We start from the raw sequence: 25,562 nt of genomic DNA, 5'->3' as shown, positions 1-25,562 counted from the left end.
TTCCCATTGCTAGTATAGCTAAAGGAAAGGTGTTTTGGAATATCATTTTCTTATAGGTTTAATAACTCTACGTGTTTGCCAATATGCTTAACTAGGCCTTGACGATAAACATCTTCTTTATCACTTAATGTTGCAAAGAATTCATCCTTAAAGATGAAGTTTCCGCTTTCATCTTTTGCAGTTAATAATAAGCCATACGTAACATGGATAACTTGTCGTGCAGCATCATTGTTCATGTACTCTGGAAGTTCCGCATCTGAAACAGTATCAAGTGGAGCAATTGTACTCATTTCCGGAGTAATATGATAATACTGTAGAGCTTCATCTAGATGTTCAAGTGCATATGCGTGCATTCTTCTGTATAAACCAGGATTTACCTTTGCAATAACACGAACAGCTTCTAGCCAGTTTGTACCCGCTGTTTTAACATGAAGGACACCATTTGTGTACTTCGCGATGATTGGAAACGCTGTAAATTTATCACTACCAGAGTGAATACTTAATTTATAACCATTATATTCAGCAATTAGCGCATGTTCACGTAGTTCTTTTTCAAATTGTTCAATATCACCAATATAATCAATTCCTTTTTGGAATTCACCACAGAATCTTGGAGCAAGACTTGTTACTTCTACTCCACGTTGCTGAAGTTCATTTGCTACAAAGAAATGTGCTGCTGGTGATGTTACTGTTTCAGTCTCATCAATAGAAATTTCAAAATCAATTTCGCGGTCTGCTTGTTTAATATATGTATCATTGACATGAACCATATAATCTAATGCTTTTCCGTATAACAAAGCAAATTTCTTTACTGTCTTTTCATCAAATACGATTGAAAGACCATTTAAATCAAACTCTTTGTTTACATATTCTTCGTTATAATGACTCTTTGTTTCTTCAGGTAGCCCTTCGAATTCAGCACTGATTTCCTCTTCTGTTAAACCTTCAACACGATTTTGGATATGATCAGAACAATCTAAGGTTAACATTGACATACCTAGTGACAATGCCATTTTTATATCTTCTTCCTCTTTCAGATGGTCTCCGTCTGCGCCAAATCCGCCAGTGTATCCTTCTTGGAAAACTGCGAAACTTGCTGCATCGATTACATCATTCATCGTACGATTCGTTAAAGTTAATTCTCGGATACTTTGTTGAGCAAGGATTGGCTTCACATTATGATCTCGAACTGTTTCAATATGTCCAGGCGAAGCAATACCTAAACGGTCTCCAAGCCCCATTGTAGCTACTTTTGTACCGAAAGCTCTTGGAACAGTATAATCAAAATAGCGATTTAACACTAAACGATTTTCATGTGTTAACGGTATTACCTTACCATTATCAGAAATTACTGTGCCCTCTAAATCTTCAAATAAATTTCCTTCACCAGCAGCAAGAATCCACTTTTGTTTCTGGTCTCTTACCATGACAAGGCTTACATTGTCGTGATGAGTTAAAGATTTTTCATATACTGTAACATCACCCGTATTTTCGAAAACGTTTCCGTTTTTTAATGCTACAACTAGTTGCTTTAAATGTTCCATCTATTTTGCCTCCTAATAATATAGTACTCTCTTAAAATAATATCGAAAAGTAACAAGATTTACAATTTTCATCATGCTAATTTTACTATTTCATCTCTGTCCTCTAATTAAGCTTTTTCGTAGGTTTCTCGTAAATAAATAATACTATCATCTATATAAGGGTCTGTAGTACTTTCTAACAGAAACTGGATGAATGGCTTTTTGGCTTTAACCAGATTCATGACTAGTTCGTAGTTTAATAATCCCTTACCAGGAGCTACAAAACTCAACTTACCTTGATCAATAATAAAGTCCTTACAATGAACAATGATGATTCGATCTCCCAATAATTCTATAGCCTCTTTGATAATTTCATCTTGATTAAGATAACTGTCTACTGTCAATAGATTTACAGGGTCAAAGATTACTTGTAAATTATTTGAATTTACTTCATCCAATAATCGTTTTAACAGAAGTGAATTGTATACAGGATGATTTACACCTGCTTCAATTCCAACAATAACACCAAATTTTTCAGCTTCTTCTACAAGTTCTCTCACACTTTCAACAACATCCAAAAAGGGTTTTTCTTCGAAATTATCTACTGTATAGCCCATTTTCGCATGAACATTCCCTGTTTCTGTCCCTACAACACTACAACCAAAGTCCCTAGCAAATCGTATATGTTCCTTGAAACGGTTTAATGCTGCTTGTCGTTCATCTAGGTCTGGATGAATCATATTAATATAGCAGCCTAGTACAGCAATTTGAACATTTTTTTGTTGAAAAGCATTTCCTATGTATTTACCAAAACCAGGTGATAAACTACCTAAACTTGTGTTTAGTTCTGGAAATGATTTCGCTAATGCCAATTGTACTGATGTAAGTCCTTTCTCTCCTATTGTTTGAACGAGTTCATTTAGAGAGTCTGCTTTTATGTCATGAGCTCGAATACCTAGATTGAGCATATAAACACCTCACTTCAAAACTTTAAATGATTGGCCAAATGCGGAATTGTTACTTTCATTTCTCTGGCAATCATTTCTGCTAATTTGATAGCTCCTTCTTCTCGAAAATGGGTATCATCACTAATTCCATTTGGATAGTTGTGATGTTCACCAGGCTCAAACCAAATAAATAGAGTTTTACTGTCATCCGGCCCTAAGGTTTCATATAACTCCTTCGATTGTTTCCACAAATCAATAAGGCTTACTTGTTTCTCTTTTGCAAGAGCAATCATCGCTTCTGGATATTCACCTAAACTATTAATGATTTTTCCATTTTCATCAAAGGTTCTACGATGCATGGAGGTAATTAATACTGGTATGGCGTTTTTTTCTCGTGCCGAATCAATATATCGACTCAAATAAGCTTGATAGGATGAATATGGCTCTGTTTTTCGATGATCCTCTTTTTGATCGTTGTGTCCAAATTGAATGAAAAGGTAATCATTTGGTTGTATCTCATTTAAAATTAAATCTAATCTTTTTTCGTTAATAAAGCTTTTCGAACTACGGCCGCCAATTGCGTAATTATGAATAATGACATGCTCTTGAAAAAAGTAATGAAGTACCTGCCCCCATCCAGCACGTGGTTCTTCGTTTGGAGGGCAATCTGATACAGTCGAATCTCCCGCAATATATATATGAACGTTTTCCATCATACACCCTCTATTATCTAAAACTAGGTTTTCTTTCGTCCGAAATTACTTTGTTTTCTGCGTTTACTTTTTCTTCAATTCTTGCAAAAACCTTTAAGGCCAGCCACATTATGAAGTAGGCTAGTATACTCACACTAAGGAATGGGATGAGAGATGGTACATAAGTAAATCCAATATAAAGTAACATAATCCCCAACATCATTGAAAATGTAACAAGTGGATGTGATAGACCATACATGACAGAATGTTTTATATAGGTCTTAATACTCCCATTAAAATGGACATAGATTGGGAAAATGTATAACAATATCACAATGAAAACTGAGCATATTGCAATGAGTGCATACCTTACCACCATATAAAACACACTTGTGGTTGGAAGGAATACAAGGTCGACATATAAAATATATCCTGCAATGAAAAGGGTCAGCCCTAGGAGGTTGGATTTAAAAAATTCTTTTTTATACACACTCCAAAATGTTGAAAAAACAGGGATGTCCTCTTCTCCCATAATCCATTTGCGGGTTATTGAAAATAGGGCTACTGTAGCAGGTACGAAGCCTGCAATTACTAGTCCCATTACTGTAAATAGAAGCCAAAGCACATTCAAATAAATCAATCGTGATATAGCCCCACACCACCGATAAAATGGACTATCCAATCCTCCTAGCATATGCCATTCCCCTTCCTAGAGATGTATTCTTACACTTGTTCTTGATAGTTTTTAAGTAATTCTTGAATAGAAATTGGTTTACTCTCTTCTACTGATCTCCAAACCGCTTCTCCTAGTGCAATCGAATAGGCACCTGCCTCGGCACCTGCTAATATTTCATAATTTCGTCTTGGGTCGATTCCTTGGTAAAGATCATGTATTAACACAGGATCCCCTCCACCATGACCACCAGGTGTTTTAACCACATGAATAATTTCTTTTGATCCAAATAATGGATAGTAATCGATTGTTTGTTCAGGTACTTCGAATGGTACTCTGCTTGGTGCATGAAATTCTTGTGTTTCAATTCTTCCCTTTGTTCCATTGATTGCAAGGCGATACCCTTCAAATGGGGTCGAGAAATTAATTGAATAACTTAGTAATGCACCTTTATTATACTTGACTGAGGCTGTATACGTATCCTCAATGTTTATTTCAGAATCAAAAATACAAGCATCTGGTCGATAATCCGTATAGGTATTTTCTTTCTTGTCCCCCATGTTTAAATGATCATCCTCAACAGATTCCGAAAATTCACGAGGGTTCCATCTTAGATAATAATCACATTTATCCTTCACATGGCATGTACCACAATATCTGTTATCTGTAGTCGAATCTGGGTTAAGTTCTCCGTTTGGTCCATAGTAGTGCAAGGCTCCATGCGCAAAAACTTCTACTGGGTTTTGATCAATCCACCAATTCACTAAATCGAAATGATGTGTGGATTTATGGATTGAAAGTCCGCCAGAAAATTCCCTCTTCCGATTCCAGCGTTTGAAATAGCTAGCTCCATGGTAGGTGTCGATATACCAATTTAAGTCAACCGAAGTCACTCTTCCTATTTTTCCTTCTAGAATAAGCTCTTTAATTTTTCGATGGTAAGGACTGTATCGATAATTAAACGCGACTGTGACTTTCCCTTTACTACTTTTTTCTGCTTCAATTACTCTGGCAGCATCTATAGCAGTTGTCACCATCGGTTTTTCTGTAATGACATCTACATCATGTTCTAGCGCTTTTAAAATATAATCAATATGTGTATTATCGCGGCTTACAACAATAATGCAATCTGGTTTCGTCTCTTCAATCATTTGATCAATTTGATTTGGAAAATAGGTTGGCGTGTGTGCCAATACAGGGAAATTTTCCTTACATAATTGAAGACGATATTCATCACTATCTAGCAAACCAACAATCTCACTTTGTTTTGCGAACTTCTCGATTAATGGAGGTATAAACATTTTAAGTGCTCTGTTACTTAACCCACAGACTGCATATCTCTTCATTAATTACACAACCTCCAGATGTTCGGCAAGCAATTTCTCCATTTCCATACTTGCCATGATAAAAGCACCCGCTCCGTGCAAATCATTGTGGCTTCGCTCGCGATTAATATAATAATCATAGACTCCAATTGAAGTACCAATTACAATATCGTCAATAATAAGAGTGTCTTCTTCAGTTTCATGTATTTTGTATTTGAGTAGTCCTTCATACGCCTTTGTTGCATAAGAAGCGTATTCCTCACCCACATATCCTTTAGAAACTGCTTTGGCAATACAATAGACAAACAGACTAGAAGCAGATGTCTCGAGCCAGTTATCATCAAGATCTCCTTTATCTACCACTTGATACCAAAGGCCTGTCTGTTCATCTTGATACTTTACAATATCTCGAACATAATCTTGAATAAACGCAATCCATTCTTCTTTGTGTGGGTGCTCCTCCGGTAAAATATCAATCATGTCAATCACTGCTAATCCGTACCAACCAAGTGCACGACCCCAAATCTCGGGAGCTTTTCCATCCGGACGAGCCCATGGCTGAACGCTCTTTTCATCCCAACCGTGATGATACAAACCAGTTGCTTCGCTTTTCGTATGTTTTCTCATCAGGTTTTCTTGGTGGATGACCATATCGATTAAAGATGGCTCGTTAAATTCATTTGCAAAATGCAATGCAAACGGTCCACCCATGTATAGACCATCTAACCACATTTGATATGGATATTTATCCTTATGCCAAAAGCCACCTTCACTCGTAAGATTTAAAGTTGTAAAAATGTTACGCAATCGTTGAGCTGCTACCTGATATTTTTTTAGACCAGTAGCTTTATATAATGGGAATAGTAATAGTCCGGCTTGAATTGAGTCTAACTCATCTCTCGCAAACAATAAGTTCCCATTTTCATCAATATTATGATCAACATATGCCTTTAAATAATCTCGGTATTTTTCTTCACCTGTTTTGTTATAAACAAGATCCATACCACATAGGAATACACCTTGGTGATAATGCCAACGCCCACCCGGAGGAAGCTCCTCGGGAGCAAATTTTTCCATAAGCGTATCACATGTTTTCTTCGCAAAATATAATGGTGATTTTTCAACTTTTGTGTTATTCAAGAACATACATCCTCTCTCACAATGATAATAGGCTATTTTGAAAACGGTAACACTTTTCACTCCTGCTGTTATCATAGATTATAATTTTAATAATAACTATAATCATTTAATTTACTTTTTATTGGGACCTTTAACCCTTGAGATTAAAAGAGATGTCCTAATAATATGAACACAATGTGACATAATGATTATTCATTTTATGTTCACTTACATATATAATAAGATAATGTTCTAATATTACAGAAGTGTTACAATATTATAATCAAACCCTTAGATTTAAATAGACTTGGAGTGATTTCATGAAATTCAAGCTGCCTGGTAGCTTCTTTCACAGAATGATTTTATTTGTAAGCGTATTAGCTATTATACCTGTTCTTATTATTGGTATATTTTCCTTTCTCCGGTCAAGCTCATTGGTAGAGAATTATGTTGCCAAAGAGAAAGAGCATAGTGTGTACCAAATTCAAACAAACGTTGAGCAGGTTATTAAATCCGTTGATCAATCTTTAACACAGCTATCAACTTCATCTAAGATTATTGAATCATTAAGAGAACCACTTACAACAAGACAATTCCAGCTATATAACCAGTTAAGGGATGATTTAAGTCACCAACAAACATTTGATACACGTCTTACTGATGTTGCTCTAATCAGTCTTCAAAACAACTGGCTTGTTAATAACTATGGGTTACAACGCTTATCTGATGTACAAATGACCGAAATCTCTGAACGGTATCTTACTCTTAAGACAAGCTCAGTCTGGCTTTTAGAAGAAAACAAAAAAGAACCGTTGTATAAAAAAGTTGCTTCTAGAGCCTGTAGTTATAATTTGAACCTTATTAAAAAGCTACCTGCAGTTTCATCGAACAAAACTGGAATGATAATTGCGAACATACCAACATGCAGCTTTCGTGACATCCTGAAGAAAGATAATACACTTGAAACGATTTTTATTGTAGATAAGAATGGAAGCGTTGTCCTACACAATGATACTGATAAGGTGGGACAAGCATTCGAATATGGAGATGTACTCTCTGACAACACGTCTCTGGATAAGGAAAGCGGACAATTTACGGTAACCTCTGATAATACCGACTATCTATTTACCTATCGAAAGTCATTTTATAATGGGTGGATATACGTCTCAATTGTTGAACTCAGTGAACTAACAGCACAGTCTAGGTCAATCGGATGGTTAACTCTTGCGATTACGTTGGTAATTGCAGGAATGTCATTACTACTAGCATTATTTGGAAGTAAGATTATCTATCAACCTATTAAACAATTACAAAATGTTATCTTACATTCACTAACAGATAAGGATAAACGAAAAGATAAAAATGAGTTTGTCTTCATTGAAAACCATGTGAAAGATATGTTAAAGCAAAATGATATTTTAGAAAAGTCACTACAAAACCAAATTAACCAACTTAAACAATTTTTTACACATAGGCTATTAACAGGCAAAGTCACTGAAGATGAACTAAAGGGAAGAATGGAATATTATGGATATAATTTAGATTACAAGTGGGTAAGTGTTTTAACAGTTCAAATCGATAGCCTAGAAGGAACTTCATACAAGAATAAAGAAGAAGACGTTATATTATTTGTCATCAATGGTCTCGTTGAAGAACTAATACCTAGTAATGACCGAATGATGCCTATTGTTTACAAACAGACTCAGGTTACCATTTTACTAAGCGATATGGAATCTAAAAATGAATTTAATCAGTATGTAAATAATATCGCCGAACAAATTCAGAAGAAGGTTAAGGAAGACTTTAGTGTTCCTATCAGTATTGGAGTAAGTGAGTCCTTTAATGATGTTTTCCAAACAAATATTGGTTACAAAGAGAGTCTAGAGGCCCTTAAATACACACTAAAGTTTGGAACAGAATCAATCATTTTCTTTGAAAACCTTGAACTTGGAAAAGGATTGCACACCTATTTTCCTAAACGACTTGAAAATGAACTCTTTGATTCAATTAAAGTGAATGACAAAGAGAAAGTATATGATTTACTCAGTCAGTTAATTGATGAAATTTTCTCTGAGGATTTAAATCATGTACAATATCAAATTTCATTAGTTCGGCTTCTAAGTGATTTAATTGAGCTAATGCACACATTAGCAATAAATGTACTAGATTTAGAGGACAATCGTTCTATCTTTGAAAATATCTATGAACTTAAAACGAGGGAAGATGTTAAAGAATGGTTTATAACCGTTGTTATTGATCCCCTTTTACAAAAGATTGAAGATCGTGCTGAATCACAATATAAATCTATCTCAGAGAATATTGTTCATATTATTCATGAGGAATTCGAGTCCAATATTACACTGGATATGATTGCAAATAGATTACATTACAACCCGAACTATTTGAGCAGCATCTTTAGAAAAGAAATGAACATATCCTTTAGTGAATATTTATCAAGCTATCGAATTAATATGGCGAAAAAATGGCTTGCTGAAACCGATATTTCCGTAAAAGAAATCTCTGATAGGCTAAACTTTAACAATTCTCAAAATTTCATACGCTCCTTTAAGAAAATCGAAGGAACCACTCCGGGTAAATATCGTGAATCAATTAGAGCGAAATAAGAAATGCGAACATGCGCCTTGTCTGCTGACATCAAGGGGCTAGGCGCTGGAGTTAACAGTAAAAAAGGAGATGGACTCATGCAAAAACTAGTAGTCTCTCAACAGGGAGATGGAGATCATACTTCGATTCAAGCTGCGATTGACGCGGTACGAGTCTTCCCATTGGAACCTGTCACTATTTTTATAAGAGAAGGGCTATATGAAGAGATTATAACTGTGCCAGAAAACAAACCGAATATTACCATCATTGGTGCTGGCGAAAACAAGACAATCATTTCTGGTAATAAATATGCCCGAATGGAAAATGAAAAAGGTTCTGAAATTGGGACATTTGAAACTGCTACGTTCCATGCCTTTGCTGATTTATTTGAAATGAAGAATCTTACCATCCAAAATATTGCCGGGTATGGTGACGACATTGGACAAGCTCTTGCACTTTATGTTGCAGGAGATAAATGTACATTCAAACATGTCCGATTGTTAGCAAATCAAGACACTCTTTACACATCTAAAGGTCGACATTATTTCTCAGAGTGCTATATTGAAGGGCATGTTGATTTCATATTTGGTTCTGCTGTAGCTGTGTTTGAAGACTGCACAATTCATAGTCTCAGAAAAGGTTATATTACGGCTGCTTCAACACCTATGGAGAATGAATTCGGATATGTTTTTAACAACTGTAAGCTTACAGGGGAAAAAGAAGCTTCTGAAGTATTCTTAGGGCGTCCATGGCGTCCGTACTCTCATACTGTATTTCTCAATACATGGATGGGCGAGCATATTCACCCAAATGGATGGGATAATTGGCGAGATGCAAACAATGAAAAAACGTCTCGGTATAGTGAGTTTAAATGTACTGGACCAGGGAGTGATTCAACTCATCGAGTCGACTGGTGCAAGTCATTAACTGAAGGAGAAGCCTCCAAATATACATTAGAAAATATTTTCCTGACGAAGGATAAATGGCTTCCTAAATAAGCTCCCAAATGGGAGCTTATTTCTTCATTTCTATTCTAAGTTGATGTACTCAAAGTAATCAAAATCAGCGAAATTGGAAGACTCGTGTCCATTAGAACTAGCATATAATCCTAAATATGCACCTGTAAAACCACCCGCAAAATCTGAACTTAATATTCTTCCATCTACATTTTCCTTTAAAATTTCCCACTGCTCAGCCTTACTGGCGATGTAAAAATTGTAAGACTGTCCAGATGCCTCTACTTTAAAGTAGATTTCTTTTTGTTCATAAGGTCTTATTGCTATGGCCTCTTCTTTGCCTGCTTCTCTTTTTATTAATCTTAGTTCTGATTGTACACGCTCAACTCGATACTGAAAATCGGCATTTTGTAGTAAAATCAAACCTGCAACTTCAAATTCATGCTTTGGAGAAAATTCCATCTTCGTTCGAGCAGCAAAGTTAATATCACGTTGTCTTAATCCAACAAAGGCAGGATTAGCATTTTCCGTCAACGTTACGGGCTTTAGTCGTAAACGTAAATAGCCTGGCCGTTCCTTCAAGGACCAAAAATCACCACGTGGTGTGCGAATAAAGTTCCAATGCATTCCTAATTCTGAAGTATCAAAATGATCACAAGCTGGTAAAGATGGCCATTTCTTCTCCGGTAAGTTTGGCTTCTTCCCTTCGGTTTCAACAATACCTTTACCTGGATTAATGACTGGCCATCCCTCTTCCCATTTGAGTGAAACGAGGAAAGTTTCCCTTCCTAGGTTTCGATATGCCCCACCGTATGGGCGTGTGCCTAGACAAACCATCCACCATTCTCCGTTGACTGTATCAACAATATCACCATGCCCCACATTCGTGATGGGGTACTCTCTTCCTAAATGCCTGTGAGTCAAAATTGGATTTGTTTTAGCCCCTTCGTAAGGCCCTGTAATCGACTTACTCCGAGCAACCGTAATTGAATGAGTAAAACCCGTACCCCCTTCTGCAATGATTAAATAATACATTCCGTCAACCTTATAGATATGTGGGGCCTCTTGTGCATGTATATTCTTTAATGCACCATCCCATAGACTGTATTTGTCACCGGTTAGTTGTTTCGTATCTAAGTCTAGTTCCTGTAACCAAATTTCCATATGTTTTGGATAGAGCTGCCCGCCTGGAGGTCGCCGATTAGCTGTGACGTACACTTTTCCATCTTCATCAAAAAACAGAGATGAATCAATACCTGGACAATCCATAAGCCAGTAAGGTTCAGACCAAGGACCGTCAGGCTTTTCAGCAGTTACAAAGAAGTTTCTTCTTGCTCCAGTTTGGCTTTCTACAAATGTTGTAATGACATAAAATATACCATTGTGATAGCGGATTGTTGCCGCATAGATTCCTTTTGAATTTGGTGTACTGTCAAGATCAAGCTGGCTTGGACGATCTAGTACGTGTCCGATTTGACGCCAATTGACTAAGTCTTTACTATGAAATATAGGAATACCGGGAAAGTATTCAAAGCTTGATGTAACGAGAAAATAGTCATCTCCAACTCGACAGATTGATGGATCTGGATAGAAGCCGGGTATAATTGGGTTTTTAAAAGTAGTCAAAGGATCTACCTCCTTCCTTTAAAAAGCAATATATGCCTACTTACGTATGGACAGAAAAGTAGTCAAAATCAGCATATCCTTTACTCGCTTCCTGATCAAGATTAAAACAGTAGAGGCCAATTTGCGCACCAACCCATTGTCCTGGAGTAGCTTTAAATACCTCATCCACCTTTGTAAAGTTGATACCATCTTCACTATAACCAAACTGACAAATTGCACCTTCGTTTACCTCAATGTGTAGGAATAATTCATTCCCTATAATCGTCCCGAAGTTTACAGCAATATCAATCTGTGTCTCATCACCAGTTACATAGTAGACACCCAATTGCCCTTTTTGTTTCCGTACTTCGATAGATGCATATTCTTTTCCTATTATTAGTAAACCGGTTCTGTCTTGTTCTGTCTCAGGAACAAATCGTAGTTTTGTTGTTACTTTAAAAGTTTCAGCAGGAAATTTCTGAGTCATGACATTTGGGATATGATAAAGATTTGCCTCACCTGAATGCCCTATCGAATGTAATCGTAGTTGGCCATTTTTTAATTCATACCACTGAGGCTTGCAATTCGCTTGCCACTGCCATTGTAGCCCCAATTTTCCAGCTTTAAAATCATCACTCATTGCAGGAGTCATAATCTCTGAAGATACTAGACTTCTAGGTTTCCCCCACCTAAGAACTGGTTCTCCAATTCCATCTTCATTTTGATTTTGTCCTATTACTGGCCAATCTTCTTCCCACCACATAGGTTGAAGATGTACAATTCGCCCATAGGCATCCTTATCCTGAAAATGAATAAACCATGATTCACCACTTTCAGTCTCAACCCAGCCTCCTTGATGAGGACCATTTACATCCGTGCTTCCTTGGTGTAGAACAATCTTATCCTCATAAGGACCAAAGATATTTTTCGAACGAAGAATGGTTTGCCAGCCCGTTGCAACACCACCTGCAGGTGCAAAAATATAGTAATAGCCATTCCGTTTATATAGTTTCGGCCCTTCAATTGTTGGATGGTTTTCATTACCATCAAACACATGGACCCCTTCGTCTAACAATTCAGTTCCGTCAGGATTCATTCTGCTAATATGAAGGATACTTTTGAATCCAATTCTACTCTTTGCAAAAGCACTCACAAGATAAGCCTGACCGTCATCATCCCAAAATGGACATGTATCAATCCAACCTTTTGTTTTCTTGACTAAATGTAGAGGAGTCCATTCACCGGCTGGATCGCTCGCCGTACTCATGAAAATCCCTTCGTCTGGTGCACCAAAGAAAACCCAAAACTTCTCGTCGTGATAGCGAATACTAGGAGCCCAAACACCATCACCGTGACGTGGTTTATCATAGCTCTCAAAAGGTAAAGAATCCGCAACGTGATTGATAATGTTCCAATTCACAAGATCAGTGGAATGTAGAATAGGTAAGCACGGCGTCATATGGAAGCTTGATGAGACCATATAATAATCCTTCCCTACCCGAATAACGTCAGGATCCGAGTAATCTGCATGTAAAATTGGATTTTGATAATACCCATTCTCTAAATCTGCTTGCCAAACCTTTTGAATCGTTCGTGTTATATTCGCATCTGTCATGTAAACATTCATCTCCATATATGGTATTATATTGAGTTTCACGTAACTTCTAGAGTAGAACAAAGCCAATCATATGACTGATCTCCACATATTTCATGACCACCATCAAAAAGCTGCCATCTCAGCAATTGTTCAACATTGCGTTCTGAATAAATTTGTTTAATCTCGTCAATAGCTTTTTCTGTTTCTCTCACTGGAAATAGATGATCTTTTTTTCCTGACTCGATAAATAATGGACGGGGAACAATCAATGCGATTAATTCTGGCATTTCCGCGTATTGCAATATACCTGGTACATAATTATCTAAACAATGCCTTCTATTCATAATGCTTCCTTTAAATGTATTCGTGTAACCAGAGATGACAGTTGCTCGTATCCGCGTATCAAGAATTGATGTAAAAGCAGCAACGAGTCCTCCTCCTGATATTCCCATACATCCGATTCGGTCAGTATCAAGCTCTTCTAGTTCTGCCATAAAATCTAGTACTCTCTGACATTCAAAAACACGTAGACCGGCTAGAGTTTTCCCATAAAGCAACAACTGACTCGCTAATGAATAGCAAGAGTTATCAGAAGGGTTGGTACGTACATCATTTGAAAGAGTACGCTTCCCAAATCCTATTAATTCTGGAGCTACAACAATAAAGCCACGTTTTACAAGTTCAATTGCAAAATCCTTATGTATTCCTGGGTCCCCTTGTCGTTCATTATCAGTCGGATCTAAACCAACAATGTCATTATTTCCGTATCCATGGCCATGTAAAGCTAGAACTGCCGGAGCTTTTTTACCCTCTAATCCGTTTGGTACCAATACGTACATTTGCATTCTTACATTAGGTAAGGTTGTAATAGCAGCACTGTATCTTGTGTATTGATCATAGACCTTTTGTTTAACAATCGTAGGCTCAAGTTCTTCATTACTATTAAAAGTGCCTATTAGTTCTTGAAATTTTGCGGTTAAGCTTGATTGCCAATTCTCATCATGTATTTTCGTTTTACTCTGTACATCTTGATAGAGTTCATCCAAAAATTGATGGACTACCCACATGTGAATCCCTCCTTGTCTTTACATATTTAATTGGTTATTTATGCTGTTTTCTCGAACACTGATTTTCATTTGTACGGTTAATATCCGCTTCCGGTGGATGCTTTTTCGCGAAAATCACTTGGAGCCTATATTTAGGAATTTACTTTGGAGTCCGTTTGTACATAATTCGGATTATTCACCTGAGAAGCATAGCCGTTAATATTTTTATTTTCAACACGATTTAGTATCACTACAGGTGAGGGTTCATGCTGGTTCCTCATTGAGAAGTAATCAATGTTTACATTCTCACTGTCCTCAATTTGAAGCCCTGCCCCCTGACGTGTTTCTACACGAACATGGTGGATGTCTAAATTCGTGATATATTTGCCGAATATTCCTGCTCCAGCCATTATCAATTCCTCTTGAACCATATCTGGTTCGCCACCCTTTTCATCAGGGTCTATCGTCATTTCAATTGTTGAATGATTAATTGAGATATCGTTAATAGGACTTTCTGGAAGACCGTATATAAACCCAGCTGAAGCTCGACAGTTTCTTGCTGTGATATGACTAATTTGAATATGCTCGATTGCCGGTGTGCTTTCAGTTATTGGTTGTGCTTCTAAATTGTTTACTGTTGGATTATTTTCGTTCACACCATGTCGATAGAATGAATTGATGGCGATTGGACATAACACATCTTCCATATAAATATTGTTAACTAGAATATTTTTTACATATCCACCACGTTCACGGTTTGTTTTGATCCGTACTCCACGATCTGTTCCAATAAACGTACAGTTCGAGATTGTCACATTTTTTATTCCACCTGACATTTCACTGCCAAGTACAATTCCGCCATGGCCATGATGCATTGTACAGTTCGTTACAACCACATTTTCTGTCGGTTTACCTATTCTTCTTCCATCCTCATTAATCCCTGATTTAAGGACAAGACAATCATCACCTACAGCGAAGTGACAGTCTGAAACACGAACGTTCGAGCAGGAATCAATATCAAAACCATCACCATTCGGTGTATCGGCTGGATTTTCAAACGTAACATTATGAACAGTTACATGGTCGCAGTATACAAGATGTGTATTCCAGAAAGGAGAATTTTTTAATGTGATGCCCTCAATCGTGATGTGATTACAATTAATTAACTGGAATAATGGTGGACGTAGGAATTGTGAATCCCACTCTACAAGATTGGTTTCAATAGGATCAATAAATTGTTGATTTAATTGGGCAATTTTTTCCGTTGTTTTTGAAGAGTATCCTTTACTATTTACACGAAGTTGTCTATTAATCTTCCACCATGCTTGACCTTGACCATCAATTGAACCTTCTCCTTTGATAGTCACATTACTAAGATTCTCACCAAAAAGTAATGGAGAATATCCATAACACTCATAGCCAGACCAACGAGTTTTTACAGGTTGGTAGCGGTCAAAGTCATCTGAAAACTTTATCGTTGCTCCGGCCTCTAAATAAAGAGTAATATTACTTTTGAGTGTAATTGGCCCCGTCAAATACGTTCCAGATGGAACATAAACAGTTCCTCCTCCATTTTCTACACATTGATTAATTGCCTGAGCAATAAAGTCTGTATTATCTGTACGATTATCTCCAACCGCTCCTAATTGTGTGATGTCTAAAAATGCCATTCTATTCCCTCCAACAATTATTTGCTATATCATTTAATTTTTTTAATAATGTATAAAAGATCTCAGAACCCTTTATCGGGCTAGCGGTTTTGCCTACTAATTTGTGCATCTGTAAACGAATAAGTGTTGCCTGAGTACTGGCATTCATATCGCCTTCATATAACCCTTTACCAAGATGAACCGCCTCTGGCATTTCTGGATAAAATTCGTCTGACTTCACTTGTGCAACATTTGGTGCAGTAGGGGATTTCCCTATTTCTCTTGAAAAACCACCATCTGGACGTTTTAGTTTTTCGATATTATCTACTGTTATTTGAAAAATTTCTTCAAGCTCCTGTTTTGGAATATCAAGATTGATATAGGACAACAAATCAATTGGGTTTCGGATGTAACACATATCCTTTGCAGTTTCAGTACGTAAACATCGAAGGATACTTTTATATATCTTTTCAACTCTCGGCATAGGTAGGCCAAATTTATGATAAAACGTATGGAGTTTGAAAGTTCCTGAAATTTGAACATACATGCTACCTTCTCCCCAAAGCCCTGTTTCTGTATCTTGTATACTCTCCAAATAATCTTCAGCAGCTTGAATCATTTCTTTCTGCTGATTTGGTTCCATCTGCCCGATATACATACATGATGATGCTAATAAATCGCAGCCACGCCAACTATTCACTAAACTAATGCTTTTCCATTTATTTAGATATTCTTCTTTTGTGTTCACATAATTGGGTGCTTTATTAAGGTCTATAGGTGATGGAAAGAGTGGTTTTCCACCCAATCGTCTAATAGAATTCACTGAATAGTTGAAGGCTCTGCTAACCATTACTTCATCATTCTTCATGTGTGGATCTTCATCTAGAAAAAAACCTGTTTCAGGGTCTTGTTTTTGTTGAAAAAAAGAAATAAATTTTGCCCGTAATTCTACGGGCATTTTAGTAAGTAATTCATTTCTTGATAAGATATTTAAAGCTTGAGCAGTTGACTCGATATCAGGTGAAAAGGAGCTGTCAGATACAGAGCTTTTTGCATAGTAAAAACCACCTGTAAACGGATCATATTGGCCTGCCAGCCATTCAAAAAATCCCTCAAATAGAGAATCCATTTTCTCTAATGAATTGGTTACATCCATCTGTACCTCTCCTTCAACTATATTATTGTTAGATAAATTCCACTATTCCTTCATTGAGCCAAGCATAGCTCCTTTAGTGAAGTATTTTTGTAAGAATGGATATACCATTAATACAGGGATTGTTGCCACAACGATAACAGCCATTTTAATTGTAATATCTGGCGGTGGAATATTTGTAAATTCAGAGCTATCATAGCTAAGTCCACTTGCAAGAACAACAATTTGTCGTAGTAAAACCTGTATTGGCCATTTTGCTGCATCATTTATATAGAGAATTGCATGCATATACGTATTCCAGTATGCTACAGCATAAAATAACGAAACGGTTGCTAGAGCTGGCTTCGAAATCGGTAATACGATTCTAAACAACACTCCAAAATCATTACAACCATCAATTTTAGCGGACTCAATTAAGCCTTCTGGTAACCCCATGATGAAGCTTCGTAAAATTATCATATTAAAAACGTTAATTGTAACAGGGATAATTAATGCTGAATAACTATCAAGTAACCCTGTCTCTTTTACTATTAAGAAAGTTGGGATCATCCCACCGCTAAATAACATTGTGAATACGAATAGAAACAAGATTTGCCTTCTACCAACTAATTCTTTACGTGACAATCCATAGGCTGTTAATAATGTGATAAACATACTCCACAATGTTCCGATAAAGGTAACTCCGATTGAAACAAACAACGCCTTAAAGATTGTATCTGTTGAGAAAATGTACTTATAAGCATCTAAACTAAAAACTGTCGGAAATAATACGAACCGTTTATCTGCTAACTCTGCACTCGTTGTAAATGAGGCTGCGATAACATGCACAAATGGCAGGACCATTGTAAGTGCTATCAAAATAAGTAACAGGTTATTTCCCCACCGAAAAATACGACTTCCTAACTCTTTTTCTCCTACCACGTTCTCACCCCTCTAAAGTCCTAATATATACCTTCTTCTCCGAATTTCTTAGCCATTCGGTTAGCAAAGACAACAAGAATTAAACCAACTAACCCTTTAAATAATCCAACTGCGGTACTGTAGCTATATTGGCCTTGTAATAATCCTGTTGTATACACGTACGTATCGAAAATTTCAGCAACACTACGGTTTGATGCATTTAGTAATAGATATACGTGCTCGAAACCAAGCTCCAATACATCCCCAATTTTTAGGATAAGGAGGACAATAATTACTGGTCGTATGGCTGGTAAAGTGATATGCCAAATCTGACGTAATTTACTTGCTCCATCCATTTTTGCCGCCTCATATAGACCAGGATCCACTCCAGAAATTGCCGCTAAGTAGATGATTGTACCCCACCCAGCACTTTGCCACACAACTTGGATGATATAAACAGGTCTAAACCAGTCTTTATTCATTAGGAAGTTAACCTTCTCAAATCCAAGACTTACTAATAATTCATTGATTAAGCCGCCATCCATTGTTAATAAAACGAAGCTGATTGATACGATGATTACCCAACTCATAAAGTGTGGAATATAAATGAGTGATTGGATTGTACGTTTAAAGAAAAGATTTTTCACTTCATTTAACATCAAAGCTAATATGATTGGAATTGGAAACGCTATAAAAATATGCAATCCAAAAAGTACAAGTGTATTTCTAAAAATCGTCCAAAAATCTGAATCTGTAAATAAGCGAGCAAAGTGTTCAAAACCTACCCATTGACTTCCAAGGATTCCTTGGTAAGGTTTATAATCCTGAAATGAAATGACTAGACCAAACATTGGAACATACTTGTAAATTAGTAAATACAACAAACCAGGAAGGATCATTAAATATAATAATTTGTTTTTAAATATGCGCCTTTTTATCTCGGCTTTAAAGCTTCTTTCCAAATCAGAACTAACAGCTGGCTGTTTCATTGAAAGTTCTGTTTGGCTGTTTTGGTCAACAACTGTCTCTGACTTCACCATCATCTTCCTTTCTTCATATAGTCATAATTGTGAATGTATTCGCTTTAAGGTTTGTTAATAAACAAATACAAATAGGAGTTGTTTGTGTTACCGATATGAAACAAACCTTATACCTGTATTTTGTAAATCTTTTTAGATATCGTAAATAATCAAAGTTTCATATATTCAGTAGATTATAACGGTTTCAAAGACTTTGAGGTCTTATCTTAGATTATGATTATACTGTCGACTATTTTTTTTTGATAAAGAGGATTGATTATGTGTTACCAAATAAGGGATGAACCATTGTACTATCGCTAAAGCAAAGAGAACAATTGGAATACTTCCTGCTTCAATCCCATTTACAAAAATTAAGAAAATGATTATGCCAAACCCCCTACCTAGATTGATAATCGTTTCCCTTAGAACGACAGCTTCCGTCCTGAAATTTGATTTTAATGGGAGATTTCCAATCTTGTTATAGTAAAAGGCTTCATATGAATTCCCCTGCAAGGGTTTAAATAAAGAATAAATGGACATGAACAAAATGACTGTCAATGCTGATAGATTTGAAAGCAAAACAACGGTTGAGAGTGTGAATCCCGCAGCCGACAAGAGCAAATATTTGAAGGTCCCTTCTGATTGAGCAAACCTTGAAATTAAATAGCTTGATAGAATAGATAACGATAAAAAAACCATGTTAAAGTAAGCTACCGTCTGTTCCTTTAGAAAAATCTCATATAATAAAATGGCAGGAATAAAAGATAATATCCCATGTGGAAACCCTAAGATAAACCATCCGAAAAGTGATTTCTTAAACCCCGGGTCCCTTTTTACAATTAACGGTAAATACTTCATGTAATAGGATGTATGATGATTCTCTTCTTTTTTCAATTTCAAGCTTCCGATTGCTGCTATTGCGAACATGAAAAATGCTGCACCGAATACTATCATGTAGCCTTGGAATCCGGAATAAAGCCCAATGATCATTCCCGCAATCGCTGGACCCGCTAGATTGGTTCCATTCATCACGATGGTGTTTATTCCTAAAACCCGTAAACGGTTTTCGTTTGTCGATACCTCATGAACAATCGTAAAATAACCGAGCCAATATAACGCCTGTGAAAAGCCCTTCATAATTGCAAAGAGAAGATAAAACGTTACGATTTGTTCTTGCGCTATTAAAATGAAGAGATAAAAAAAAGCAGTAATAAAAATTCCTAATCGGTATGCGAGTAGTTTTCCTTTCTGCTTTGCAAACTTACCAATTGAGAACGTTGTAACTGCTTGTGCAAGAATTGCAACTAAGTTGAAGATTGCATTAATAAATAGGCTATTGGTTAACCTCCATAAATATATATTGAGAAAGATTAAAGACATTGAATTTCCGAATTGGTAAATGGCATGATTCACAAGGGAAATAACGGCTTGTTGATTTAATCTTCTCGCCTTTTCAATACGGAACATATAATACACATCCTAAAAAAAGAAAGATTTGTACAGTAGTAGATTTTGATTTTCATAGCAAATGAATAAAATAAAAGGCTGTATGGAACAGCCTTTTATTTTCGCTCTAAGAGTTCAGTAATTTACTTTGACTTTTTGTAAGACTCGTTAAATTCTTTAATTACATCGTCTCCACCAGACTTCTTCCAATCTTCAATTGCTTTCTCGAAGCCCGCTTTATCAAGATCTCCTAAGATATACTGATACGTTGCATCCTTCATCTTTTGGTTAAGGAGTTCTCCTTTTTCTGCGAAAGTCGCTGAATCAAGTGCATTTGTTGGATTATGGATTAAGTAATTTTCATTATCAATGATTAATTCTTCCGCTTTTTCCTTAGCAGGTAATGTAAATACCCCTTCATATCTTCCGTTCGTCTTAGGCTCACCAATTTCAATTGCCTGATATGGTTTAACTTCACGGTTTGTTAAGTCTTGGTCCTCTGAAGCTAAAGCTCTACCATCTTGAACTTCGTAATGTTCACCTTCAATACCCCAGAAAATTAAGTTAGCAACTTCAGGAGTAGCTAATTTATCAAAGAATCCTAGAATTCCTTTTAGTTTCTCTTCAGATTCAACAGCAGATTTAGGGAATAATACTACGTTTCCATAACCAGGGATTGCCCAAACTCCAAATTCTCCATGTGGCCCCTTAATATTATTATGAACATCGAATTCAATATCAGGATTTAACTGAACTGCATCCTTATGAAGACTTACAACGTCAGCCATTGAACCAATATACATTCCAGCTGTTCCGTTTTTAAAGAATGACTGTTGATCTTCTTTACTTGTTACTGGGAAGTCTTGGTTGATATATCCATTGTCACGAAGGTCTTTAAAGAAATCCATTGTTTGAACATACTCATCAAACATAAATTCTGGAAGTAGTTCTCCGTCCTTCTCTCCCCATTCATTTGGAGTACCAAACCAAGAAGAAACAGTTTTAAATGCTCCATAAACTAGGTCACTACGATCAGTTAATCCAAATGTATCATCTTTTCCATTTCCATCCGGATCATTTTCAGTAAATGCTTTAGCCATTTCATAAATATCCTCAGTTGTTTCAGGAGTTCCTAGACCTAATTTTTCTGCCCAGTCTTTTCTATAGATTAAACCTTGGCGAGATAATGGTCTTCCTTGATAAATTGAATAAATCTTTCCATCAACAGCTGTGTTAGCTAAGATTTGTTCATTTAGTTTGCTTAAATTTGGAAACTCATCTAAGTACGGACCGATTTCCCAGAACTGACCATCACGTATGGCTTCCTTAAATTGAATAAATGTTGTTTGGTTTTTCAAGAATACAGCTTCTGGTAAGGTTTCTGTTGCAAATGCAGTGTTTAATTTTTCCTCATAACTTGTATCAGGAGTCCACTGAATCGTTAGATCTACACCTGTTTTTTCCTCTAATAATTTTTCAACCTTGTCAGATGGAACCTCAGGTGTGTGAAGGTTAGCCATTAGTGTAAAGCTAACTTTCTCCTCTTTTTGTTCTTTTGGCTTGTCTGAATCCTTGTCTCCTGAAGCGCTTTCATTTGAACAAGCAGCAAGTCCGCCTATCCCTACCATTAGTGCAAGGGATAAACCTAAAAACTTCTTCTTACTTTTCTTCAAACTAAATACCCCCTATATTTTGTTTTTGATGATGCACCTTAAATTTATCTCTATGGTATGATGATGTGAATAATCAAATTCTCACATAACCCTATAGAATCGCAGTTTGTAAGCACTTTCAAAGGCATTTATAAGAAAATGATTATTACATTTACAAAACGTTTAGAATCTTTCGAGAAGTGGACAAGTCAGTCAAAAAGATGAAGGCAATTTTCAACCTTCATCTAAATGGTAATCCAGCTATTGAATGCTCTGGTAAGCGTCATTAAATTCAGCTATTACTTCTTCTCCGCCATTCTTTTTCCAATCCTCAATCGCCTTTTTAAAGCCATCTCTATCTATATCACCGAGTATATATTGATATGTAGCATCATTAATTCTCTGGTTAAGCAATTCTCCTCGTTCAGCAAAAGTTGGAGAATCAAGTGGAACGGTTGGATCATGAATTAAGTAGTTTTCATTGTCTACAATTAATTCTTCTGCCTTTTCTTTTGCCGGTAGTGTAAATACCCCTTCATATCTTCCATTCGTCTTCGGTTCACCGATTTCTAATGATTGATACGGCTTAACCTCTCTCGTCGTTAAATCCGTGTCTTCTGAAGCTAATGCACGACCATCTTGAACTGTATAATGTTCACCTTCAATACCCCAGAAAATTAAGTTTGCTATTTCTGGTGTCGCTAATTTATCAAAGAATCCAAGGATTTCTTTAAGTTGTTCTTCAGTTTTAACTGCAGATTTAGGGAATAACACGACATTTCCATAGCCTGGTATCGCCCAGATGCCATATTCACCAGTAGGTCCTACTATTTTATTTTGAACTTCAAATTCTACATCAGGATTAAGGGCCACAGCATCTTTATCAATACTTACAACATCAGCCATTGAGCCAATATACATTCCTGCAGTACCATTTTTAAAGAATGCTTGTTGATCTTCTTTACTTGTTACAGGGAAGTCTTGATTGATATAGCCATTATCACGAAGTTTTTTAATATAATCCATTGTGTCAACATACTCATCAAACATAAATTCTGGGAGAAGTTGTCCATCCTTCTCACCCCAGCCATTCGGTGTTGCAAACCATGAAGCTACTGTTTTAAAAGATCCATATGCTAAATCAGCACGGTCAGTGATTCCAAATGTATCATCTTTTCCATTTCCATCAGGATCGTCTTCCGTAAATGCTCTAGCCATTTCATACACGTCATCAATGGATTTTGGAGCCTCTAATCCTAGGTTGTCAGCCCAATCCTTACGATAAATTAATCCTTGTCGAGATAATGGTCTTCCTTGGTATAACGAATAAATCTTACCATCGACTGCTGTATTTTCAAATATTTGTTCATTAAGTTTACTAAGGTTCGGGAACTCATCTAAATATGGTCCAATCTCCCAAAACTGACCATCACGAATAGCTTCTTTAAATTGAATAAAGGTTGTTTGGTTCTTTAGGAACACAACCTCTGGAAGGGTCTCTGTTGCAAACGCAGTGTTAAGTTTTTCTTCATAACTTGTATCAGGTGTCCATTGAATGTTTAAATCAACACCTGTCTTTTCTTCAAGTAGTTTTTCAATCTTATCCGATGGAACTTCCGGTGTATAAAGATTTGCCATAATTGTAAAACTCGTTTTTCCATCTGAATTTGTATTCCCGGATGAGTTAGAACTTGCACAGCCAGCAAGCCCGCCGACACCTAGCATTAATGCAAGGGATAGTCCTAAAACTTTCTTTTTACTATTCTTCAAAACTAATACCTCCTAGTTGAAATCTATACTACCTCCTAAATCTAGTTGACTTTCAAAATTCCGTAAATAATCACAATCTTTGTTCCTCCTATTATACAAGGGTTTATAAGGTTTTTCGAGATTGAGTTGTAAGAAATTGACTATGTGTCATAGACTTTATTTATTATTCTAGACATATTTTTTCACAGCAAAAAAAGTAGTCACCTATAAATAGCCTGACTACTACTAATTTAAGACTTTTTTTCAAGGTCACCTATGTTTAATCCGGTCATTGTTAACTATCTCATAAAAAAAGGAAAAAAAAACCTCCTATTTTATTGCAACCTTTTTGTTTTTGCGTAAAGAGTAGTACGATTTCTTCCTGATTTCTTGGATTCGTAAAGAGCTATATCGGCTCTCTCAACAATTTGTTTGGCATGTTGATCGTCCATACCTGATGTAGTGACACCCAATGAGATAGTGATTATTTGACCAGTTGGATTCGGACTACTTTCTACTAATCTCCTTAATGCATCAGCAACTTCAAGTGCCTCATTCTGATTTTTATTCAACATTAGTATTCCAAATTCCTCCCCGCCATATCGAAAACAAATATCCTCTTCCGCTGTAACAGATTTCATTAATTCGGCTAGTTGCTTTAAAACATCATCCCCTATTAAGTGACCGAATGTGTCATTTACCTTTTTAAAATAATCAATATCTAAAATAATTAATGAGAATGACAATTTTTCCTCTAACCACTCATTAACAACAAGATCGAACGTTCTCCTGTTAACAAGTCCTGTTAATCCATCTAATTGAATTTGGTTGTTTAATAGTGTGAAATAATTCGCAATGTGATGATATAACTGACGTATTTCATATATGTTTGATTTAGTTAAAACCTTGCTCAAATTCATAGATGTGTTTTTCTGAGTACTTGCCACTTCAGATAATCTTGCTAATCTATTTATTGGTTTTGATAAATTTATAGTTAAGGCACCACCGATGATTAAAATTAGCAGTAGTAATGGAAAGGAACGATAAATCATCATTTTAACCAAATTTTGTAGAGGTTCTTCCAATACAGTTATTGGTGTTTGTGAAACAATCCCCCAACCTGTATCGGTAATAATTGCGTATCCGGCAAAAAAATCCTTTCCATTCGTATTATTAACCACTTCTGATCCATGTTTTCCTTGAAGCATCTTTGAGACTACTTTATTTTCTGAAACATTATCATTGACTCTACTTGAATCGGGGTGATAAATTATTTTTCCGCTACCGTCGACAACAAAGACATAAGAACCATCATCATAACTATGATTGTTAAGCATCTTTTTTAAGGCATTGTCTCCTTCTAAATACACGGTTCCTCCAACTAATCCCTCATATTGGCCACTTTGATTAAAAATGGGAGCGGAGATTAACAGAATTAATTGACCAGATGTTCCATTATAAGGTTCGGAAATAAATGGACGTTGTAATTGCAGCGCTATTTGTACGGTTTCTGATTGGATTCTAGTCCCTGCCGTTACTTTCGATTTATACGTAACAATCTCCGGGCTTATATTCTTGATAACACCATCTTCGTCCGTAATAAATATTGAGTTGAAGTAATTACTGTTTGCATTTCTCCATTCTTCCAAATCCCCCTGGCTAATGGGATGATTTCCTATTATATTACCTAGTGACGTTATACTTTTTTGCATTTGAAAAAACAAGTCACCTGTACTTAGTGACAGTTTTTTTGCATACGTATAATTATTTTCCAAGTATCTATTCTTTAACGTTTCTTTTAAGCTTAGATGTGATGAATATACTGCAACGATTAGAGTACAAAGAATGGTCATGATTATTAATAAGCTAATTGCAATTTGAATTCGAAGGCCCTTACGCTTCCTCAT

Annotated in this window: 19 protein-coding genes; 2 read left to right on the top strand and 17 right to left on the bottom strand. The window is 36.2% G+C overall.

The window, feature by feature from the left end; genetic code table 11:
* Nucleotides 1–50: 50 nt before the first annotated feature.
* The 6 genes from CZ490_RS01240 to CZ490_RS01215 form a co-directional block, all read right to left on the bottom strand.
* Nucleotides 51–1,544, bottom strand: a complete 1,494-nt coding sequence (locus CZ490_RS01240) for a tagaturonate epimerase family protein (protein WP_077617170.1) — start codon at nucleotides 1,542–1,544, stop codon at nucleotides 51–53.
* 107 nt (nucleotides 1,545–1,651) lie between these two features.
* On the bottom strand, nucleotides 1,652–2,491 hold the full coding sequence (locus CZ490_RS01235) for a sugar phosphate isomerase/epimerase family protein (RefSeq protein WP_077617169.1): 840 nt from the start codon (nucleotides 2,489–2,491) through the stop codon (nucleotides 1,652–1,654).
* A 14-nt stretch (nucleotides 2,492–2,505) separates the two neighbouring features.
* Nucleotides 2,506–3,186: a rhamnogalacturonan acetylesterase gene (locus tag CZ490_RS01230; protein WP_077617168.1), complete on the bottom strand. Its 681-nt coding sequence runs from the start codon at nucleotides 3,184–3,186 to the stop codon at nucleotides 2,506–2,508.
* Between the two features lie 10 nt (nucleotides 3,187–3,196).
* Nucleotides 3,197–3,856: a YesL family protein gene (locus CZ490_RS01225; RefSeq protein ID WP_077617167.1), complete on the bottom strand. Its 660-nt coding sequence runs from the start codon at nucleotides 3,854–3,856 to the stop codon at nucleotides 3,197–3,199.
* A gap of 29 nt (nucleotides 3,857–3,885) precedes the next feature.
* A complete protein-coding gene (locus tag CZ490_RS01220; RefSeq protein WP_077617166.1) occupies nucleotides 3,886–5,181 on the bottom strand; it encodes a Gfo/Idh/MocA family protein in 1,296 nt (431 codons plus the stop codon).
* 3 nt (nucleotides 5,182–5,184) lie between these two features.
* Nucleotides 5,185–6,300, bottom strand: coding sequence for a glycoside hydrolase family 88/105 protein (locus CZ490_RS01215; protein WP_407639772.1), 1,116 nt, complete (start codon nucleotides 6,298–6,300; stop codon nucleotides 5,185–5,187).
* A 299-nt stretch (nucleotides 6,301–6,599) separates the two neighbouring features.
* Between CZ490_RS01215 and CZ490_RS01210 the strand changes: the two genes are divergently transcribed.
* Together CZ490_RS01210 and CZ490_RS01205 are read left to right on the top strand one after the other, a co-directional pair.
* Nucleotides 6,600–8,903: a helix-turn-helix domain-containing protein gene (locus CZ490_RS01210; RefSeq protein ID WP_077617164.1), complete on the top strand. Its 2,304-nt coding sequence runs from the start codon at nucleotides 6,600–6,602 to the stop codon at nucleotides 8,901–8,903.
* A gap of 78 nt (nucleotides 8,904–8,981) precedes the next feature.
* Nucleotides 8,982–9,881 carry a pectinesterase family protein gene (locus CZ490_RS01205; RefSeq protein WP_077617163.1) on the top strand — a complete coding sequence of 300 codons (900 nt, stop codon included), beginning with the start codon at nucleotides 8,982–8,984 and terminating at the stop codon, nucleotides 9,879–9,881.
* A 30-nt stretch (nucleotides 9,882–9,911) separates the two neighbouring features.
* Here the strand turns inward: CZ490_RS01205 and CZ490_RS01200 are convergent, their stop codons facing one another.
* The 11 genes from CZ490_RS01200 to CZ490_RS01150 form a co-directional block, all read right to left on the bottom strand.
* Nucleotides 9,912–11,465, bottom strand: coding sequence for a glycoside hydrolase family 43 protein (locus tag CZ490_RS01200; protein WP_077617162.1), 1,554 nt, complete (start codon nucleotides 11,463–11,465; stop codon nucleotides 9,912–9,914).
* A gap of 40 nt (nucleotides 11,466–11,505) precedes the next feature.
* Complete coding sequence (locus tag CZ490_RS01195; RefSeq protein WP_234987147.1) at nucleotides 11,506–13,071, bottom strand: glycoside hydrolase family 43 protein; 1,566 nt, start codon at nucleotides 13,069–13,071, stop codon at nucleotides 11,506–11,508.
* Between the two features lie 26 nt (nucleotides 13,072–13,097).
* Nucleotides 13,098–14,108, bottom strand: a complete 1,011-nt coding sequence (locus CZ490_RS01190) for an alpha/beta hydrolase family protein (RefSeq protein ID WP_077617160.1) — start codon at nucleotides 14,106–14,108, stop codon at nucleotides 13,098–13,100.
* A 131-nt stretch (nucleotides 14,109–14,239) separates the two neighbouring features.
* Nucleotides 14,240–15,757 (bottom strand): glycoside hydrolase family 28 protein, encoded by a 1,518-nt coding sequence (locus CZ490_RS01185; RefSeq protein WP_077617159.1) that lies wholly within the window; start codon nucleotides 15,755–15,757, stop codon nucleotides 14,240–14,242.
* A gap of 1 nt (nucleotide 15,758) precedes the next feature.
* On the bottom strand, nucleotides 15,759–16,892 hold the full coding sequence (locus tag CZ490_RS01180; protein ID WP_077617158.1) for a prenyltransferase/squalene oxidase repeat-containing protein: 1,134 nt from the start codon (nucleotides 16,890–16,892) through the stop codon (nucleotides 15,759–15,761).
* A gap of 42 nt (nucleotides 16,893–16,934) precedes the next feature.
* Entirely contained in the window at nucleotides 16,935–17,810 is an 876-nt protein-coding gene (locus tag CZ490_RS01175) for a carbohydrate ABC transporter permease (protein WP_077617157.1), read from the bottom strand.
* Between the two features lie 20 nt (nucleotides 17,811–17,830).
* A complete protein-coding gene (locus tag CZ490_RS01170; protein ID WP_077620898.1) occupies nucleotides 17,831–18,778 on the bottom strand; it encodes an ABC transporter permease in 948 nt (315 codons plus the stop codon).
* Between the two features lie 252 nt (nucleotides 18,779–19,030).
* Nucleotides 19,031–20,275, bottom strand: a complete 1,245-nt coding sequence (locus CZ490_RS01165; RefSeq protein WP_077617156.1) for an MFS transporter — start codon at nucleotides 20,273–20,275, stop codon at nucleotides 19,031–19,033.
* 122 nt (nucleotides 20,276–20,397) lie between these two features.
* On the bottom strand, nucleotides 20,398–21,882 hold the full coding sequence (locus CZ490_RS01160; protein WP_077620897.1) for an extracellular solute-binding protein: 1,485 nt from the start codon (nucleotides 21,880–21,882) through the stop codon (nucleotides 20,398–20,400).
* Nucleotides 21,883–22,167: 285 nt separating this feature from the next.
* A complete protein-coding gene (locus tag CZ490_RS01155; RefSeq protein WP_077620896.1) occupies nucleotides 22,168–23,631 on the bottom strand; it encodes an extracellular solute-binding protein in 1,464 nt (487 codons plus the stop codon).
* A 359-nt stretch (nucleotides 23,632–23,990) separates the two neighbouring features.
* Nucleotides 23,991–25,562, bottom strand: a complete 1,572-nt coding sequence (locus CZ490_RS01150) for a sensor domain-containing diguanylate cyclase (protein ID WP_077617155.1) — start codon at nucleotides 25,560–25,562, stop codon at nucleotides 23,991–23,993.

The organism is Litchfieldia sinesaloumensis (assembly GCF_900156865.1).
GTDB lineage: Bacteria > Bacillota > Bacilli > Bacillales > Bacillaceae_L > Ferdinandcohnia > Ferdinandcohnia sinesaloumensis.
The sequence above is the reverse complement of the archived record's forward strand: the minus strand, read 5'-3'. Positions and strand labels throughout refer to the sequence as shown.

What these genes read in the sequence shown, in the direction of transcription:
- CZ490_RS01240 (WP_077617170.1), bottom strand. Translation starts at nt 1,544, where the DNA reads ATGGAACATTTAAAGCAACTAGTTGTAGCATTAAAAAACGGAAACGTT.
- CZ490_RS01235 (WP_077617169.1), bottom strand. Translation starts at nt 2,491, where the DNA reads ATGCTCAATCTAGGTATTCGAGCTCATGACATAAAAGCAGACTCTCTA.
- CZ490_RS01230 (WP_077617168.1), bottom strand. Translation starts at nt 3,186, where the DNA reads ATGATGGAAAACGTTCATATATATATTGCGGGAGATTCGACTGTATCA.
- CZ490_RS01225 (WP_077617167.1), bottom strand. Translation starts at nt 3,856, where the DNA reads ATGCTAGGAGGATTGGATAGTCCATTTTATCGGTGGTGTGGGGCTATA.
- CZ490_RS01220 (WP_077617166.1), bottom strand. Translation starts at nt 5,181, where the DNA reads ATGAAGAGATATGCAGTCTGTGGGTTAAGTAACAGAGCACTTAAAATG.
- CZ490_RS01210 (WP_077617164.1), top strand. Translation starts at nt 6,600, where the DNA reads ATGAAATTCAAGCTGCCTGGTAGCTTCTTTCACAGAATGATTTTATTT.
- CZ490_RS01205 (WP_077617163.1), top strand. Translation starts at nt 8,982, where the DNA reads ATGCAAAAACTAGTAGTCTCTCAACAGGGAGATGGAGATCATACTTCG.
- CZ490_RS01195 (WP_234987147.1), bottom strand. Translation starts at nt 13,071, where the DNA reads ATGAATGTTTACATGACAGATGCGAATATAACACGAACGATTCAAAAG.
- CZ490_RS01190 (WP_077617160.1), bottom strand. Translation starts at nt 14,108, where the DNA reads ATGTGGGTAGTCCATCAATTTTTGGATGAACTCTATCAAGATGTACAG.
- CZ490_RS01185 (WP_077617159.1), bottom strand. Translation starts at nt 15,757, where the DNA reads ATGGCATTTTTAGACATCACACAATTAGGAGCGGTTGGAGATAATCGT.
- CZ490_RS01180 (WP_077617158.1), bottom strand. Translation starts at nt 16,892, where the DNA reads ATGGATGTAACCAATTCATTAGAGAAAATGGATTCTCTATTTGAGGGA.
- CZ490_RS01170 (WP_077620898.1), bottom strand. Translation starts at nt 18,778, where the DNA reads ATGAAACAGCCAGCTGTTAGTTCTGATTTGGAAAGAAGCTTTAAAGCC.
- CZ490_RS01165 (WP_077617156.1), bottom strand. Translation starts at nt 20,275, where the DNA reads ATGTTCCGTATTGAAAAGGCGAGAAGATTAAATCAACAAGCCGTTATT.
- CZ490_RS01160 (WP_077620897.1), bottom strand. Translation starts at nt 21,882, where the DNA reads ATGGTAGGGATAGGCGGACTTGCTGCTTGTTCAAATGAAAGCGCTTCA.
- CZ490_RS01155 (WP_077620896.1), bottom strand. Translation starts at nt 23,631, where the DNA reads ATGCTAGGTGTCGGCGGGCTTGCTGGCTGTGCAAGTTCTAACTCATCC.
- CZ490_RS01150 (WP_077617155.1), bottom strand. Translation starts at nt 25,562, where the DNA reads ATGAGGAAGCGTAAGGGCCTTCGAATTCAAATTGCAATTAGCTTATTA.